Origin of the sequence: Altericroceibacterium endophyticum (genome assembly GCF_009827595.1) — a bacterium.
In the GTDB taxonomy this organism is placed as follows: Bacteria; Pseudomonadota; Alphaproteobacteria; order Sphingomonadales; family Sphingomonadaceae; genus Altericroceibacterium; species Altericroceibacterium endophyticum.
Window position 1 is genome coordinate 176,965 of record NZ_WTYT01000005.1, and the last position, 15,833, is coordinate 192,797.

The 15,833-nt window shown below is 58.0% G+C and carries 12 protein-coding genes; 8 read left to right on the forward strand and 4 right to left on the reverse strand.

The genetic code is table 11. The features are described from left to right. Positions 1-31: 31 nt before the first annotated feature. The gene (locus GRI91_RS11965) at positions 32-841 is read right to left on the reverse strand and encodes a DUF4163 domain-containing protein (protein WP_160736919.1); all 810 of its coding nucleotides are present in this window, start codon (positions 839-841) and stop codon (positions 32-34) included. 83 nt (positions 842-924) lie between these two features. Between GRI91_RS11965 and GRI91_RS11970 the strand changes: the two genes are divergently transcribed. The 8 genes from GRI91_RS11970 (at position 925) to GRI91_RS12005 (ending at position 8,473) form a co-directional block, all read left to right on the forward strand. Next, entirely contained in the window at positions 925-2,301 is a 1,377-nt protein-coding gene (locus tag GRI91_RS11970) for a leucyl aminopeptidase family protein (RefSeq protein WP_160736920.1), read from the forward strand. A gap of 85 nt (positions 2,302-2,386) precedes the next feature. Next, positions 2,387-2,749 carry a hypothetical protein gene (locus GRI91_RS11975; protein WP_337190367.1) on the forward strand — a complete coding sequence of 121 codons (363 nt, stop codon included), beginning with the start codon at positions 2,387-2,389 and terminating at the stop codon, positions 2,747-2,749. Beyond that, on the forward strand, positions 2,749-3,678 hold the full coding sequence (gene argC, locus GRI91_RS11980; protein ID WP_160736921.1) for an N-acetyl-gamma-glutamyl-phosphate reductase: 930 nt from the start codon (positions 2,749-2,751) through the stop codon (positions 3,676-3,678). Before GRI91_RS11975 ends, argC begins: the two co-directional genes overlap by 1 nt. 247 nt (positions 3,679-3,925) lie before the next feature. Continuing rightward, positions 3,926-4,264 carry a P-II family nitrogen regulator gene (locus GRI91_RS11985; RefSeq protein WP_160736922.1) on the forward strand — a complete coding sequence of 113 codons (339 nt, stop codon included), beginning with the start codon at positions 3,926-3,928 and terminating at the stop codon, positions 4,262-4,264. Positions 4,265-4,354: 90 nt separating this feature from the next. Next, positions 4,355-5,764, forward strand: coding sequence for a type I glutamate--ammonia ligase (gene glnA, locus GRI91_RS11990; RefSeq protein WP_160736923.1), 1,410 nt, complete (start codon positions 4,355-4,357; stop codon positions 5,762-5,764). Between the two features lie 189 nt (positions 5,765-5,953). Beyond that, the gene (locus tag GRI91_RS11995) at positions 5,954-6,538 is read left to right on the forward strand and encodes a lysozyme (RefSeq protein ID WP_160736924.1); all 585 of its coding nucleotides are present in this window, start codon (positions 5,954-5,956) and stop codon (positions 6,536-6,538) included. Between the two features lie 139 nt (positions 6,539-6,677). Then, a complete protein-coding gene (locus GRI91_RS12000) occupies positions 6,678-7,814 on the forward strand; it encodes a hypothetical protein (RefSeq protein ID WP_160736925.1) in 1,137 nt (378 codons plus the stop codon). A gap of 65 nt (positions 7,815-7,879) precedes the next feature. Then, positions 7,880-8,473, forward strand: a complete 594-nt coding sequence (locus GRI91_RS12005) for a fasciclin domain-containing protein (RefSeq protein WP_160736926.1) — start codon at positions 7,880-7,882, stop codon at positions 8,471-8,473. Positions 8,474-8,524: 51 nt separating this feature from the next. Here GRI91_RS12005 and GRI91_RS12010 read toward each other — a convergent pair whose 3' ends face one another. Genes GRI91_RS12010 through GRI91_RS12020 form a run of 3 tightly spaced genes read right to left on the reverse strand, consistent with a single transcriptional unit; the run spans position 8,525 to position 15,790 of the window. Continuing rightward, positions 8,525-12,799, reverse strand: coding sequence for a translocation/assembly module TamB domain-containing protein (locus tag GRI91_RS12010; protein ID WP_160736927.1), 4,275 nt, complete (start codon positions 12,797-12,799; stop codon positions 8,525-8,527). Next, positions 12,799-14,925 (reverse strand): autotransporter assembly complex protein TamA, encoded by a 2,127-nt coding sequence (locus tag GRI91_RS12015; protein WP_237437833.1) that lies wholly within the window; start codon positions 14,923-14,925, stop codon positions 12,799-12,801. Before GRI91_RS12015 ends, GRI91_RS12010 begins: the two co-directional genes overlap by 1 nt. A 13-nt stretch (positions 14,926-14,938) precedes the next feature. Further along, a complete protein-coding gene (locus GRI91_RS12020; RefSeq protein ID WP_160736928.1) occupies positions 14,939-15,790 on the reverse strand; it encodes an arginyltransferase in 852 nt (283 codons plus the stop codon). Positions 15,791-15,833: the final 43 nt, after the last annotated feature.

Genomic DNA, 15,833 nt, shown 5'->3' on the forward strand with positions numbered 1-15,833 from the left:
TTTAAGCCTTTTGCGGAAAAATGCGAGCCACTCAGTCGCCCGTCGTAAATGCATCGCGATATTTCGGGCTGACCAGCGCCTTCACGGCAGCGCTTACGGGCAAGGTCACTTCATAGGTTCCTTCCGCATAAGGCCCGGCATTATATGGTGGAATCAGAAAACCAATCCGGTCAAATGTCTCCCCATTTGAGGATCCGACAATGATCATGGAATTTTCCACCGGGTCGATGCAATCATTGAACATCGAACCGTCATCCTTCACCGGTTCGCCACGCTTTTCCGCACGCTCTTTATCAAGCTGCGCACAATAATCGCTGCGCACCGCATCGGCCAGATCGGCTGAGCTGGTGAACATCTCGATCGGTTCGAGCGCCTTTTTCACCTGCTTGTCCCAGACAAGAGCATCGAAGACCGCCATGCCATGTGCGCCGCCCGTATAGGTATAATATTCGGAGGACAGGCTCAGAAATGCAGGGATATCGGCAACCACATCCCATTCAACATCGAGCGAATATGGGCGGAAGGGGTAATCATTCTTCGCCGCATCCACCCGGGCCTCTGCCGCCTGCTTTTGAAGCTCCTCGCGCTTGTCATGCAAGCGGCTGTCGAAAATTGCCTCCAGCTCGGGTATGTTCTGAACTTGCTGAGGATATTCATAACTGAATTCATAATCATCTGTCTTCGCCGACACGTTCCGGCCACCACCGTCGCTCTCATCGGGCGATTGCGCCTTCGCCGTGGCTGTGGCCTCAGCGGTCTGCGCATCAGGCGCGGCATCCTTTGCGCCGTTACAGGCGGTCAGGGCAAGAGATAGTGAAAGAAGCGAAACCAGAGTTTTCATGAAGCGTTCCCTTTTCATCATCTCGGCAAAGGGGCATGCACTCCGCCAAGACATTTTATGAAGAGGGCACAAGCACACAGCATATGAACACAGACTTTATCCAGCCTGACCGCGATCAGGACGCCATTGCGATTCATCTTGTTAATCAGGCGGATGCTTCCGATTTCAGAAAAGGCCTGACCATTGGTCAGCGGGCCGCGCTGGACGCGCAGAAATTCACCGGCGGTGCGAATGAAACCGCCATCGTGCCCGATGGTGAAAGCTGGTTTGCGCTGGGCGGCGTTGCCGATCCCGAAAATCTGTCAAGCTGGTGCCTGGCGAAGCTGGCGGAAACCCTGCCAGCCGGCACCTATCGTCTGGCCCGGCATAATCCGGGTGCCGCCATGCATGGCTGGCAAACGGCGCAATATCGCTTCACGCGCTATTCCGCGGATGAAAATGCCACGGGCCCGCGCATTCTTCTGACCACCAATGTCGGCCGGATCGACCGGATTCAGGCCGAGGCCCGCGCGGTCGCGCTGGTCCGCGATCTGGTCAATACGCCGGCTGAAGATATGGGGCCGGCGGGCCTCGAAGAAGTGGCCGAAAAACTGGCCAAGGCGAATGGGGCCGAGATCACCATCACGCAAGGCGACGCGCTGGAACAGGGCTTCCCCATGGTTCATGCGGTTGGCCGGGCTGCTGCGCGTAAACATGCCCCGCGCATGATCGATATCCGCTGGGGCCGTGAGGATGCCCCGCGCCTGACCATTGTCGGCAAGGGGGTTTGTTTCGATTCCGGGGGGCTCGACATCAAAAGCGCCAGCGGAATGAAGCTGATGAAAAAGGACATGGGCGGCGGCGCTCATGCTCTGGCACTGGCCGGACTGATCATGGAAAACGGCCTGAACGTGCGTCTGCGCTGCCTGGTGCCGGCGGTGGAAAATGCCGTTGCCAGCAATTCCTTCCGCCCCGGAGACGTTCTGAAATCACGCAAGGGGCTGACCGTCGAAATCGGCAATACCGATGCCGAAGGACGCCTGATCCTGGCCGATGCGCTGACGCTGGCCTGCGAAGAAGAGCCCGATTTGCTGCTTGATTTTGCTACGCTGACCGGCGCGGCCCGCGTGGCGCTCGGCCCCGACCTGCCCGCCTTGTTCGCCCGGCGCGATGAAACTGCCGATGCGCTGATCGCCGCCGGCAAGGCGCATGATGATTGTGTCTGGCGGCTTCCGCTGGAGGCAAGCTATGCCGAATGGCTCAATTCGGATATTGCCGACACGAATAACGCTCATGGAAACGCATTCGCTGGTGCCAGTGTGGCCGGGCTATTCCTTGAAAAGTTCGTCAGTGAAGGCATTGACTGGGCACATTTCGACACTTTTGCCTGGCGTCCCACCGCAAAACCAGGCCGCCCCAAAGGCGGGGAAGCACTGGGTTTGCGGGCCGCCTGGCATATGATTGCCGAACGATTTGCCTGACCGGGGTTAACACAGCCGACTTGCCCCGTGAGCAAGGCGCGTCTACTCGGCGCGCTTTGCGCAGAAATCGCCTCAAGAGGACCATGTGAGCAACAGCGATAAAACAGAAGCGACGGTTCAGGCCCCCAAAGGGCCCTTTGCACTGTCCGGTCCGGTGGATAGCCGACCCGATCTGCAAAGCGTTCCGCTGCGCGGCGACCTGGCCCATATTGCGCTCGCCGGACAGTATTTCGTACCGCATTATGCCGTCCCCCAGCCCCGCATCGTCATGCCGGGCGGCGCGGCACTGCACACCGCTTCGGCAGAAAGTGCCGAGGAAATCTGCACCCTGATGGAAGGTGACAGTTTCGAAGTTCTCGATATCTCAGCCGGCTGGGCATGGGGCTGCCTCGGGCCAAACGGTCCGGTCGGTTATGTACATTTGGATAGGTTGGAGCCGCTCAACTAATGGCACAAACAGTCTTTATCGATGGCGCAGCCGGAACCACCGGCCTTGAAATCAGGGAACGGCTGACAGACCGCAGCGAATTTGATCTGGTTATTCTGGACGATGACCGGCGCAAAGACCCTGAGGCACGCCGCGAAGCGCTCAACAGCAGCGACTTTGCGATTCTGTGCCTGCCAGATGACGCCGCGCGCGAAGCCGTGGCCCTGATCGATGAAGACGCATCGACACGTGTTATCGACGCCTCAACGGCGCATCGTGTTGCCAGTGGCTGGTCCTATGGCTTTCCGGAAATCGTCGGCCAAAAGGTCATTGCCGGGGCCGACCGTGTGGCCAACCCCGGATGCTACCCCACCGGCTTTCTGGCGCTGGTCGCGCCACTGGTGCGCGAAGGACTGCTTCCCGCTGATTATCCGTTCACCGTCAATGCCGTGTCGGGCTATTCCGGCGGCGGCAAGGCGCTGATCGAACGGTTCGAAGAGGACCGCGACATCGCCTTTCGCGCCTATGGCCTGACCCTGGGGCATAAGCATGTGCCCGAAATGCAGACCCATGCCGGGTTGGAACATCCCCCCGTCTTCTCGCCATCGGTCGTTCCGGCCTTTCGCGGAATGCTGGTCGATGTGCCGCTCCCGCTGGAAGCCATGCGCGCAGCGGCGAGCCCTTCCGAAATGCGCGAAGCACTGAAGGAATATTACGGCGACAGCCCGATTGTGCGGGTCGCCGGTGAAAGCGCGCCGGGTGAATTGCTGCTGCGCGGTTCGGCTGAACCGAGCGACGCACTGGAACTGCATGTCTTTGCCGATGAGAATGGTGAGCAGGCCAGATTAATCGCTTTGCTCGACAATCTGGGCAAGGGTGCAAGTGGCGCGGCGGTCCAGTCGCTCAACCTGATGGCAGGTCTGGCGGAAACTGCGGGCCTCCGACTGTAGTGCTTAAATTATAGGCGGTGGCTGCCTGTTTTTTATGCATGAATATGCGTTTGGCGATCGCACATATATTCCACGGAAACACTAGGGAAGCTTCATATCTTACCAATTGCACCCTTTCGCCGGAGTGCACTATTGGCTACCCCTAGCTGACACGCCTTGGCACGATTCTTGTTAGTATCTCAGCTAAGGATTTGTTCGGAACTTTTGCGCGCCTGTTGAGGGCGCCCGATATGCGCTCAGGGGTCACGTGAAAAAGATCGAAGCAATCATCAAGCCCTTCAAGCTCGACGAGGTGAAGGAAGCGCTGCATGAAGTCGGCGTCTCTGGCATCACCGTTACCGAAGCCAAGGGCTTTGGCCGGCAAAAAGGCCATACGGAACTCTATCGCGGGGCCGAATATGTTGTCGACTTCCTGCCCAAGGTAAAACTTGAGGTGGTTGTAAGCGACGAATTGGCAGACCGCATCGTCGAAGCGATCGCCGCTGCGGCGCAGACCGGACGGATTGGTGACGGCAAGATTTTCGTCTCCCATGTCGAAACCGCCTTGCGCATTCGCACTGGCGAAAAAGACGACGCCGCAATCTGATCAGATCTTCCGCCATCCGGCGGACGGACAGACTTTGCCGGCAACCGGCAGTCATTCTTAAAACGGCTCTATTTCTAAGGAAGGAATACAATGGCCACTGCAAAGGAAATCGTTAAGCGGATCAAGGATGAGGAGATCGAATGGGTCGATCTTCGTTTCACCGATCCCAAGGGTAAATGGCAGCACCTCTCGATGGTTGCTTCCGTTCTTACCGAAGACGAGCTTGAAGAAGGCCTGATGTTTGACGGCTCATCGATCGCCGGTTGGAAGACGATCAATGAATCCGACATGATCCTGAAACCGGATCTGGAAGACGTCTACATCGATCCTTTCAGCGCCACGCCGATGATGATCGTGTTCTGCGACATCGTCGAACCTTCGACCGGCGAACTCTATGCCCGTGACCCGCGCTCGACCGCGAAACGTGCAGAAGCCTATCTGAACACGACCGGCATTGGCGACACCGTCTATGTCGGCCCGGAAGCTGAATTCTTCATGTTTGACGACGTGAAGTTTGAAGACGGCTATGCCGGATCAGGTTTCACCATCGACGATATCGAACTGCCGACCAATTCCGGCAAGGAATATGACATTGGCAACATGGGCCATCGCCCTAAGGTCAAGGGTGGCTATTTCCCGGTTGCTCCGGTGGACAGCGCCGTCGATATTCGTAGCGAAATGGTTTCTACCATGCTCGAAATGGGCCTGCCCTGCGACAAGCATCACCACGAAGTGGCCGCTGCACAGCACGAACTGGGCGTAACCTTCGGCAAGCTGACGCAGACTGCCGACCGCATGCAGATCTACAAATATGTCGTGCACCAGGTTGCCCATGCCTATGGCAAGACCGCAACCTTCATGCCGAAGCCGATCAAGGACGATAACGGTTCGGGCATGCACACCCACATGTCGATCTGGGACAATGGCAAGCCGACCTTCGCGGGTAATGGCTATGCTGGCCTGTCCGACAACTGCCTCTATTACATTGGCGGTGTGATCAAGCATGCGAAGGCTCTGAACGCCTTCACCAACCCGACCACCAACAGCTACAAGCGTCTGGTGCCGGGCTTCGAAGCACCGGTTCTGCTGGCCTATTCCGCACGCAACCGTTCCGCTTCCTGCCGTATTCCTTATGGCACGGGCGAAAAATCGAAGCGTGTTGAATTCCGTTTCCCCGATGCAATGGCAAACCCGTATCTTGCCTATGCTGCATTGTTGATGGCTGGTCTGGACGGTATCCAGAACAAGATCCATCCGGGCGAAGCCATGGACAAGAACCTGTATGATCTGCCGCCGGCAGAACTGGCAGAAGTCCCAACCGTTTGCGGATCGCTGCGTGAAGCTCTGGAAGCTCTTGCTACCGATCACGACTTCCTGCTGTCGGGCGATGTGTTCACCAAGGAACAGATCGAAGCCTATTGCGAACTGAAGTGGGAAGAAGTGATGCGCGTCGAAACCACGCCTTCGGCCGCCGAATTCGACATGTATTACAGCGCCTGATCATATTACGATCAGTACGTAAAAAGAGGGCGTCCGGAATACCGGGCGCCCTTTTTCTTGATAGGGCATTGCAGCTCCCCTGCCCTGCCATCGTTTTCGCCAAACCATCTGATACGCACAGTGCGCAATAAGGCTTTCCTACAGAACGCAAGCGCCCCGATGCCCGCTTTCCAAACCAAGGAGGGCGCCATGCGAAAAGCTGTGTTCGATACGATCCGCCAGATATTGGGAAGAGGTTTCACGCAAGGTGAAGTATCCCGGCTCGACCGGGCGCTAGATTGTGCGATTGATGACACGGCATGCACTGCCAGGCACCAGTTCAGCCCGGAAGGGCTCGCATTGATCAAACGGTTTGAAGGCTGTGCCCGCATCCGGGCCGATGGACGCATTGAAGCCTATCCCGACCCCGGAACCGGAGGTGCACCATGGACCATTGGCTGGGGCGCAACCGGACCAGAGATCGGCCCCGGCACTATCTGGACACAGGCGCAATGCGATGACCGTTTGGAGCGCGATACGGCGCGGTTTGCCGCGGAGGTGGCCCACACCATCGGCGATTGTCCAACCCGGCAAAATCAATTCGATGCGCTGGTATCCTTTCACTACAACACCGGAGCGATCGCCAGAGCCACACTCACCCGCATGCATTGTGCAGGCGACTTCGAGGGAGCTGCGCAAGAATTTGCCCGTTGGAACAAGGCCGGCGGACGCGTGCTTGCCGGATTATCGCGGCGCCGTGCAGCGGAGGCAGAGCTATATTCCAGAAGGGAGTAATATTGTCCCGCTACGTGACAACTGAAGATTCCGCCCCGCATCGCGGAACTTGCAGTCATAGCGCCAGTTTAGGTGAGTGAATGGAGTGTCCTTTAAAATAATGAAAACCGGGTTCGCCCTCCCAATTCTTGTCCTTTCTATGACCGCCGTCAGTGGTGTGTCTGCTCAGCAAAGCAGTGCCCAATCGGGAACTCAGGTTTCTGAAACTTCTGATGCCGAAAGCGTCATCCCGGAAAGTTCGGCGAAAAAAAGCCTGATCGCAAAAGCCCCGGATGGCACTGTACCGATCATCATTTTACCGCCTGATCTGCACAGCAGAAAGCTGACCTCTGATCCGGGTAAAACTGGATCTTCCGGCGGGTCTCAAGAAGCAAAAGATCTAAGCGCCGGGGAAGCACCCACAGCGGCAAAGCAAGACCAAAAGCCATCTGCAGCTGACACTGATACCGGCGGCACGGAACAAGGTAGTTCACCAACGCCGCCCCGGGCCCGGACAGATGCCGATAGCACAGAGGAAACTGCCGCCCTGATCGCTGCCAGGCGCGCGCAGGCCGAGCAGGCCAGACGCAGGGCTTCTCCCGATGCTCCCAAACGGCTTCCCGGAGCTTCCGAAAAAGATGGCTATCGCTATTTCACCCGGGCAGGGTTCAATCCCAGCCTGCCAGAAAAAGTCAGCACGTTCCTAAAAGGCTGCCCCGTCGACAAGGACGCACAGGACGCATCCAAACGAACGAAAGAATGTTTCGTATCAACAGATAGCAGCGATCGAGCCTCCGTTCTTTCGCGCAGAACCGGCAATTGGTGGGGCTTCTCGGCGCAAAATATCGCGCGTAGTTCCGTCTATTATCGTTCCGGCTATCTGCTGAGACTGAATGATAAAAATCAGGTGTCGGCCTATTTGCCGGTTCTCGGCGGAGCGCTCTCCATCGGAAATATCTGGCCCGGCGATTATGGTTTCGGAACCATCCCGCGCTACTATATCGATTATTACGATCTCGGGCCTCAGCGGTCCTATCGCTATGCGAACCACGTCGTTTATCGTCTGGACAGTGACAGCAGAGCAATCACCGGCATCGCCGCATTGCTGTCCGGCGACCGCTTCATCGTCGGCCAAAAAATGCCCGACGGGTATGATATCTACAACATTCCCAGCATCTATCGCCAACAATATGCCGATAGCAAAGACACGGCCTATCGCTATGCCGATGGCTATATTTACAAAATCGATCCAAGATCATGGAAAATCCGTGCCGCGATCGAACTGATTGCTGCTTGAGGACATATTACATGACAAATCTGGCCAACCGCTTCCCAATCGGACGTTCAAAAAGAAGTTCGTTTTTGCTCTGCGCCGCCGCGGTGGTCCTCTTGCCGCTCAGTGCGTGCTCTTCCGAGAAGGATCAGCAACCGGCTCCCTCGACGCAGCAGGACACAACGCAGACGCTGGCGGCGACCATTTCCGATGCGCCGGGCCTGACCATAACCGCACGCGCCTTGCGCGATATCGGTATAGCGCCCGTATTTGACGGCGCTGGCTCCTACACCATTCTGGCGCCTGATGATGATGCATTCGGATTACTCGGCGAAACAGGCACCTATCTCCAGCAACCAGAACAAGCGCCCATTATGGCCGCCATTTTGCGCGATCACATCATTCCCGGATATCTGACACGTCAGGACATCGATAATGCTGTGAAAGCGGCTGATAGCGGAGAGGTCCGGATGCGTACGCTCGGCAACCATTTCATCACATTTTCACACGCCCAATCCGGGCTGGTTGTGACAAGCGAGAATGGCCAGAGGGCGCATCTTGCCCAAAAAAGTCTGGAAGGCAGCAATGGCGTGGCGATCCCTATTGATGTCGTGCTGAAGGATGTAAAGCTGGACCAGCGCAGCGTGAAGCCCGGCCAAGAGAATATCCAAGCACCCGAATAACGCACGTCGATTATTGACTAGTGACTATACTCGTGGGGGGTCCGCGCCCGCTCAGTAATCCTTGCTGACTTCTGCCGAGATCCCCTCACGCCCAAGCGACGAAACCGTGGCCAGCAAAGACAGCCAGCTCGTCACCCGAAATTCGACTTCGCTGGCATTATATCCACGCCCATCAGTGATAATTTCAGCATAGAATTTGCGGCCGAAATTCTTGCCCAGCGCCACCGACGTTGCCCGGTCCAGTGCTTGATCCGCCGGCACGATCCGCAAGCGGTCGAGCCCAATGGCGCTGCGCAATTCGTTGATCGGGTCCAATCCCCCACCACCCTGCAATGCGGCCAGCGCGGCGCCCAACTGCAAGGCATCAGTGGCCGACAGGCTGGTGATCGATCCGCCAAACAACATGCGCGCGAGCAATTCCTCCTGCGGGAGAGACGGCGTTGAACTGAAGGTAATATCGGACTTCTCCGCGTAACCATCGACTTTCACCGTGACCTGCAAATTGTCCACCTGGGTATCCGCTTCGATATCGAGACGCGGATTGATGGGGACATTTTCGTCAAAATCGATGCGCCCACGGGTGAGTTCAAACTGCGTGCCTGCGAATGTGAAGAAACCCTGACGTGGGGCGATCTCGACTGCGCCGCCAATGCGCGGGTCATCGGTGGTGCCCCGGATGATCACATCGCCGCCCCAGACGCTGTCCAGCCCCATTCCGGTCACCTTGATGCTGTTACCGGCACTCGCGTCGATCAGATAACGCCACGGCGCAGACTGTCTTGCAACTGGCCCCATGTCTGGCGGCAGATTGATCTCACGCGTTTTGATGTCGGGTAGGTCAGCCTCGGCATCGGAGGTTCCGAGAGTCCAGCGTGCCTTGTTCACACGAACGCGGCCCGCAATGGTGCCGCCCCGGCCATTGGAAACGATGCGCAACGGTCCGGTTACGGTGGCGCCCATATTGCGGCGATCGACAATTTCAGCATTCTTTGCCGCCAGACGAACGTCTATCTTCGGTCCGCGCGGCCCAAGCCCGGACAAATCCACCATCCCACTGCCCGTTATGGTGCCATTATTGGGGGCCGTGCCGGAAAAACTGGTCAGTTGCAGACGCGGTCCTGAAAAGCTGCCCCGCAGTTTCACATTGGATAGATCGGTGCCGGTTACGGCACTGCGCAAACGCAGCGCGTCACCAGCCAGAGACCCTGTGACCTGCGGATTCTGCAGCGAACCGCGCGTATCCGCCGTCAGGCTAAGCTGGCCGGTAATGTCGAAAATTTCGACGGAAGTCAGACGCCAGAGTGCATCTGCTGGCCCGGAATAGCGCAATTGGGCAAACAAATCGCCTGCCTGAAGCCGCTGGATCAAACCACCATTGGCAGGCAAATTGGCAATCCGGCCCTGCAGCCGTCCCTTAATCCCGCCTCCATCCTGAATCACCGCGCGCGTTTGCAGCAGATCGGGTGTCAGCTTGAGAACGACAGCCAGATCAATCGGGCGTGAACTGAGTGTCAGCCCTGAACGGCTAAAACCGGAAACCAGCAACCGGGCATTACCGCTGGGCACACCATCGGCGCCAGAATCGACATCGACCACACCGGAAATTGACCCCGTCAAACCAATATCCGGCGCCACGACATCAATCAGCGAAAGCGGCATTTTCGACAGGCTGACTTTGGCTTGGGCAGGATTCTCGCCGCCAAAGCCGCCTTCCAGAATGGCATAGCCCGATCCGTAGGAAATCTGAGTCTTTTGCAGGATCCAGCCGCCATTAGCCTGTTTTTGCGCCACGGCCTGCCGCGGCATGGTAATCCGGTCCCCGGCATAGGTTCCGCGAGCGGCCACGCCGATTTTCTGCCGCGTAACATCACCTTCCAATTGCAGCGCGAAGCGCGCACCGCGCCGCCCGGTCAGCGATGCATTAAACTGCCCCACACCCTTATCGATATTGCCCCGCGCTGCCAGGCGGCCAATGAAGATCGAGCCATAGCGCAGGCCCCGCGCACTGATGTTACCCGTGATTGTGGCGCCCGCTTTGTCGAGCGTTCCGGCGGCCTCAATATTTGCGCGCGCAATTGCCAGATCAGCCTCTCCACCAAAGCGCGCATTTCGTGCCCGCAGCTTCAGATCAAAACCCTGCCCCGCATCGCGAGGTTGTAATGTGACTGAACCGTCCAGACCGCCACCGCGAATGTCTAGCGCCCCATCGACACCGCCTTCGGCAAAGGCGATGGATCCCCTCACATCCGTTTTCCACACAGTCAGCCGGTCAACATCCAGCCGGGCTGGAGCATTTGGAGGCGTCAACAGCAAAGCCCTGCCATCAAACGGGCCGAGCGTGGATTGGCCATCAGTCACTATCCGGAAGCCGGAAGGCTGCCCGTCACGCTGTTTTTCACGCCCTATTTCAACACGCACATCCTTGAGGCCGGCGGCGGGCAGCGGGCTGGCGAAGGTCAATATTGCATGGGGGCCATCATCGCCCATTTCAGCTGTGACGGTGAAGGGCCCATACTCGGTGTGCTCCCCGCTGCCGGCCAGAGTGGTCTCGCCGTTTTGCAGGCGGCCATCCAGTTGCAGCTTCAGCTTGCTGCCATCCACCCGCACATCATTCAGGATAATCGGTCGTTTCGCCCCGAGCGCGACACCGCCGCGGAAGCGAATGTTGTCGCCGGCCAGCGTAGTCAATGTCTTGTTCGCCACCCTGGCCATCCGCCCGTTGAAATTGGCGCGCAGGCTCCACGGTGTATTCTGGCCGATCTTGAAGCGGATTTTGGCCCCGCCATCCAGCGTGCCCAGACCGTCCAGTACCAGACCGCGCGCCTCCACCGGGCCGGCCAGAGCATAGCCATTTCCCTTGAGGTTACCGCGCGCAGACAAGTCCGCCCGCAGTCCCTTGAAGCGAATGGCCAGATTATCCGATCGCAAAGTCTGACCGTTCAGCAAGACTGTACCGCGAATTCTGCCATCTTGCAGCCTCGGATCGAGCAGATCATTGCCAGTCACAATGCGGTCCGCCGTGAAATCAAGCGGCAGGGTCCATTGCTGGCCATTATATCGGAGTGTGCCCCGCTGCTGAACGCCCTCCAAAATGGTTTTATCTATCTCGAGCGCGGCAATATTCACCTGATGCTGGATACTCAGATCCTTGCGGAAAGGGCCATCCAATGTGGCCACAATTCGTGCGCCCCGCAGGCGAACATTCCGGCCCAGCAGGCCAGGGTTGGTCAGTGTGCCCTCTATCGCGACATCATTGAATATATTGTCATTCAGATCGACGGAACCTTGTGCATCCAGCGTAATGGCCGAGCCGCGCAAGGCGAAGCCACCATCGAATACGCTCTGCTTCAAAGTTCCGACCAATGCGACATTCGCTACCTCGCCCAGCGCATCGGCAGGCAGGCCAGACAGATAGGCGCCAGGCCGCACCTGCCCGACCAGCTTGTACATTCCGCGCTGGTTGAACAGCCGCAAGGCAACAGGCCGCGTCTCGCCCTGATCGATGACAATCGCACCGTCCCAAACGGACCAGCTGCCATCACCTACGGCGCGAATCCGGGTGGAAGTTTCGAGACCAGCAAGATTCGCCAGAAGCCCGTCCGCCGGAGCACGAATATCGACATCCACATCGAATATGTCGCCATCAGGCTCTGCATGGATGAGGGCCGACAGGCGATCCCCCCCGCCCAGCTCTCCCTTGGCATCGAGATAGACCAGACCATCTCGGATATTGGCTTTCGCGCGTAAATTCACCAGTCTTTCCGCACCCGCCAGACCTTCTGCGACATGCAGATCGTCAACCAGTAACCTGTCCACGCGAATGTCGAAATTCGGCAGTGTGGGCGCCTCGGGATCGCCGGACCCAAGTTCTGGCGCGGCATACAGAGTGCCATCGTGCAGCGCTACGGACCGGATATCGAGACCACTGAAGGGAAATTTGTAAGGCCGCCAGTTCAGGTCAATTTCCGGCACTTCCAGAAACAACACCTGGTTCTTGTCGTAGAATTTCACATCATTGAAGCTCGCGCTCCACAGGACAGACCCGTCAATGCTTCCCACATCAACGGAAAGGCCGGATGCCGGTGCATAGGCCGAAAGCTGATCGACAATGAACTGCCGCCCCGGAGGCGTATGCAGAAACCCGATGGCCAGCAGCACGAGCAGCAGCAGCCCGGCGATGATGTAGCTGACCGCGCGGAAAATCCGCCGCGGCCATTTCAGGAAGGCATAAGGCTGGCGTTTCGCTTCACCATCCGGCGTGGCTACGGATGCTGTTTGATCCGCCGTGTCGCTGCCCGGATGCAGATTTTCATCGCTGGCCGCCATCAGAATGCCTGCCCGAAAGCGACATAGACACCAATCGGGGCGTCATTGGGGCCGGGATTGATCGGCGTGCCCACATCCACCCGGATCGGGCCAAACCCGGTATTATATCTGATGCCCAATCCGGCACCGACCTTGATATCACTGAAAGTGGGTGTCTGACTGCTATCGACAGCGCCCGCATCGACAAATGGCACAACCGACAGGGCACCATCAAAGAACCCGGTGCCGATACGTGCTTCGAGAGAAAATTCGACCAGCGAACGGCCACCGCTGGGATCGCCTTCAGAATCGCTCGGCCCGATTGCCTGATAGCCATAGCCGCGAACGGACCCGCCGCCGCCGGCGTAAAAGCGCCGTGACGGGGCTATATTGGTGATGGATGAGCCGCGAATGCTGCCCAGCTTCGCCCGCGCAGCCAGCACGATGCGATCGCTCATCGACTGATAATAGGTGCCCTCTATCTGGCTGCGCAAATAGATGCTCTGGCTGCCATTATGACGGGAGATTTCAGGTGATAGCCGTGTGCTGAGGCGATAGCCCTGCTTCGGATCAAGCAAGTCATCCGACATATCGACTTGCCCATAAAGCGGCAGCGCGGCGATCAGATAGGTTTCCTCAGGCGCCTTGTTTCCGGCCGCGTCGCGTTCCCTTTCCGCCGTTGCAATCAATTCCGCGCCGATCGACCAGCCGAGCGGTTTCTGGAACAGGAGCGTGCTTTGCCGTTCATAGGTGCCAACGAGCGAAGCCGTCTTGGCTTCATAGGCTTCAAAATCCTTGGTCGTAGCAAAGGCGTCGAGCGTCAGAATCCGGTCACGCCCCTTCACATTGTTGCGGCGGAACGTCACCCCTGCCAGTTGTTCCCGCGTCCCGGCGATCCCGCGTAGTCGCAGCATGCCTTCTGGCGGAAAGAGATTGCGGTGTTCCCAGCTTGCCTGAGCGCGGAACCCCTCACCTGTGCCATAACCGATCGATCCGGCAATGGTGCGCAGCGGAGCCTTTGCCAGTTCCACCGCTATATCCACTGTGCCGGGCGCACCTTGCGTGGGCGCCTCACGCTCTACCGGGGTCAGTGTCGCGCTCGAAACCAACCCGGTCGCCATAATCGCCCGGCGTAAATCATCCTGCAGACTGCGCTGATAGGTTTGCCCCGGATCAAACCGGGCGACCCTCGCCAAATGCTGGCCGGAGAGAAAATCAGGCAAATTGCTGGTGACGGTGCCAAAGGCATATTTGCCGCCCGGCTGCACCAGCAGACTGAGATCGCCTTCCTCGCGCGCATGATCGATCAGCAATTCAGGTTCGTCCATATGGGCGAAGGGGTAGCCATTCTCGCCAAGCGCGCGATCAAGATCGTCCCGCTCTTCCTCAATCACATCAGACAGCAGCGGATCGCCGGTTTGGATCCCGAAACGGCCGCGCAACATGTCATAATCCGCAGTGGCGTCGCTCAACGAACCAAGATCAATGGCACCGAATTTATATTGGACGCCCGGCAGGATATCGAAGCGGATTTTCGGCCCGCTTTGCCCGGTACCATCACCGCCCGCCGCAGCATTCGCAGAGCGGAAAATCTGGCCGTCATAATAGCCATAAATATCGAGCAACCGGGTGAGAAGTTTCTCATCCTCCTTGGCCTGGGCGGCAAGCCGGGCCTCGCTATCATCATCGTCCAGCTCAAGGATAGTGGAGAGCGAAGTGAAGCGTTTGACGAATTCCTCCCGCTCCGCCAGCAAGTCATCGTCTGACGGGAATGCCAGTGTCAGTTCGTCCGAAAGCGTTTCGACATCCGCATCGCGGCGGCGCGGCATATCATCACCAAAATCAGCGAATTGGATTGATGTATCGGGTGACAGGGGGGCCAGCTTGGGCAGTTCGGTATCATTGGGCCATGGCACGGTGAGGCTTGGCATTTCAGCGAGCGGTGCATCGGGATCCACTTCAGGCGGCAGGTCCTCAGCCTCAACCGTCCCATCCGACACGCCCTGACTGGCCCAATCCTCCGGATTATCAACCGCTTCATCCGGGATCAGATCCTCCAGCGACGCGGGGGCATCATAGTCCTGAGCCATGACGGGCACGGCCAGCATCGCAGCCGACGCAGCCAGAGCCGCTGAAATTTTGCGCATGGAAGCCCCGGTCTTAACCGAAACTTCTGGAATCGCCGGAAGCGGTAATTCCATCCTTCCCGCTGCTGGCGGCGCTGCATGAGGAGCTGCGCGGTGCATTGGCGCTGTCAGCAATAAGGCGGGATTGTTCGTTGCCGGAAAAGCGCGTCCATCCATCAGGGCTGAGCCGTTCGAGCGGACGGTAGCGAATCTTATACTGCATCCGGTCAGCCCCTTCGACCCAATAGCCCAGATAGACATATGGCAGGCCCTGCTTCGCGGCGCGAAAAATGTGATCGAGGATGATAAAATTACCGAGGCCGGTGCGCGCGCCAGGCTCCGTATCATAAAAGCTGTAAATCATTGAAAAACCGTCGCCCTGCCGATCCATCAGACAGGCGCCGACGAGCCGTCCCGGCTTCCCGTTTACCGCAGGTTCCCGATATTCAACCACCACGCTGGAGACCGGCGTGTGTTCAACCATGTCAGCATAGTCAATTTCATCCATCGCGGCCATGCCACCGCCGGGGTGACGCGATGCCAGATATTTTTGCAGCAGTTCGAATTGTTCGACCGTTGCCCATGGGCGGCATTCGTTGACTTCGAGATCAGAATTTTTGCGAAAGGCGCGTTTCTGCGATGAACTGGGCGTAAATTCAGATGCCACAACCCGCACGGACACGCAGGCCTGACAGTCGGCGCAGCTTGGACGATAGGCAACAGTCTGACTCCGCCGAAAACCGATCCGCCCGAGCGCATCGTTCAGCTGGTCTGCATTCGCGCCTTTCAGCTCCGTAAACACCTTCCGCTCTGTCTTGTCAGGCAGATAGGGGCACGGTGCCGGACTGGTCACGAAGAAACGCGGAAAACTGACGGGAGCCGTCACGGCAAGGCGGTCCTCTCGGCCAAATGGAAATGTTACAACGTCT

What these genes read in the sequence shown, in the direction of transcription:
- GRI91_RS11965 (WP_160736919.1), bottom strand. Translation starts at nt 841, where the DNA reads ATGAAAACTCTGGTTTCGCTTCTTTCACTATCTCTTGCCCTGACCGCC.
- GRI91_RS11970 (WP_160736920.1), top strand. Translation starts at nt 925, where the DNA reads ATGAACACAGACTTTATCCAGCCTGACCGCGATCAGGACGCCATTGCG.
- argC (WP_160736921.1), top strand. Translation starts at nt 2,749, where the DNA reads ATGGCACAAACAGTCTTTATCGATGGCGCAGCCGGAACCACCGGCCTT.
- glnA (WP_160736923.1), top strand. Translation starts at nt 4,355, where the DNA reads ATGGCCACTGCAAAGGAAATCGTTAAGCGGATCAAGGATGAGGAGATC.
- GRI91_RS11995 (WP_160736924.1), top strand. Translation starts at nt 5,954, where the DNA reads ATGCGAAAAGCTGTGTTCGATACGATCCGCCAGATATTGGGAAGAGGT.
- GRI91_RS12000 (WP_160736925.1), top strand. Translation starts at nt 6,678, where the DNA reads ATGACCGCCGTCAGTGGTGTGTCTGCTCAGCAAAGCAGTGCCCAATCG.
- GRI91_RS12010 (WP_160736927.1), bottom strand. Translation starts at nt 12,799, where the DNA reads ATGGCGGCCAGCGATGAAAATCTGCATCCGGGCAGCGACACGGCGGAT.
- GRI91_RS12015 (WP_237437833.1), bottom strand. Translation starts at nt 14,925, where the DNA reads ATGCGCAAAATTTCAGCGGCTCTGGCTGCGTCGGCTGCGATGCTGGCC.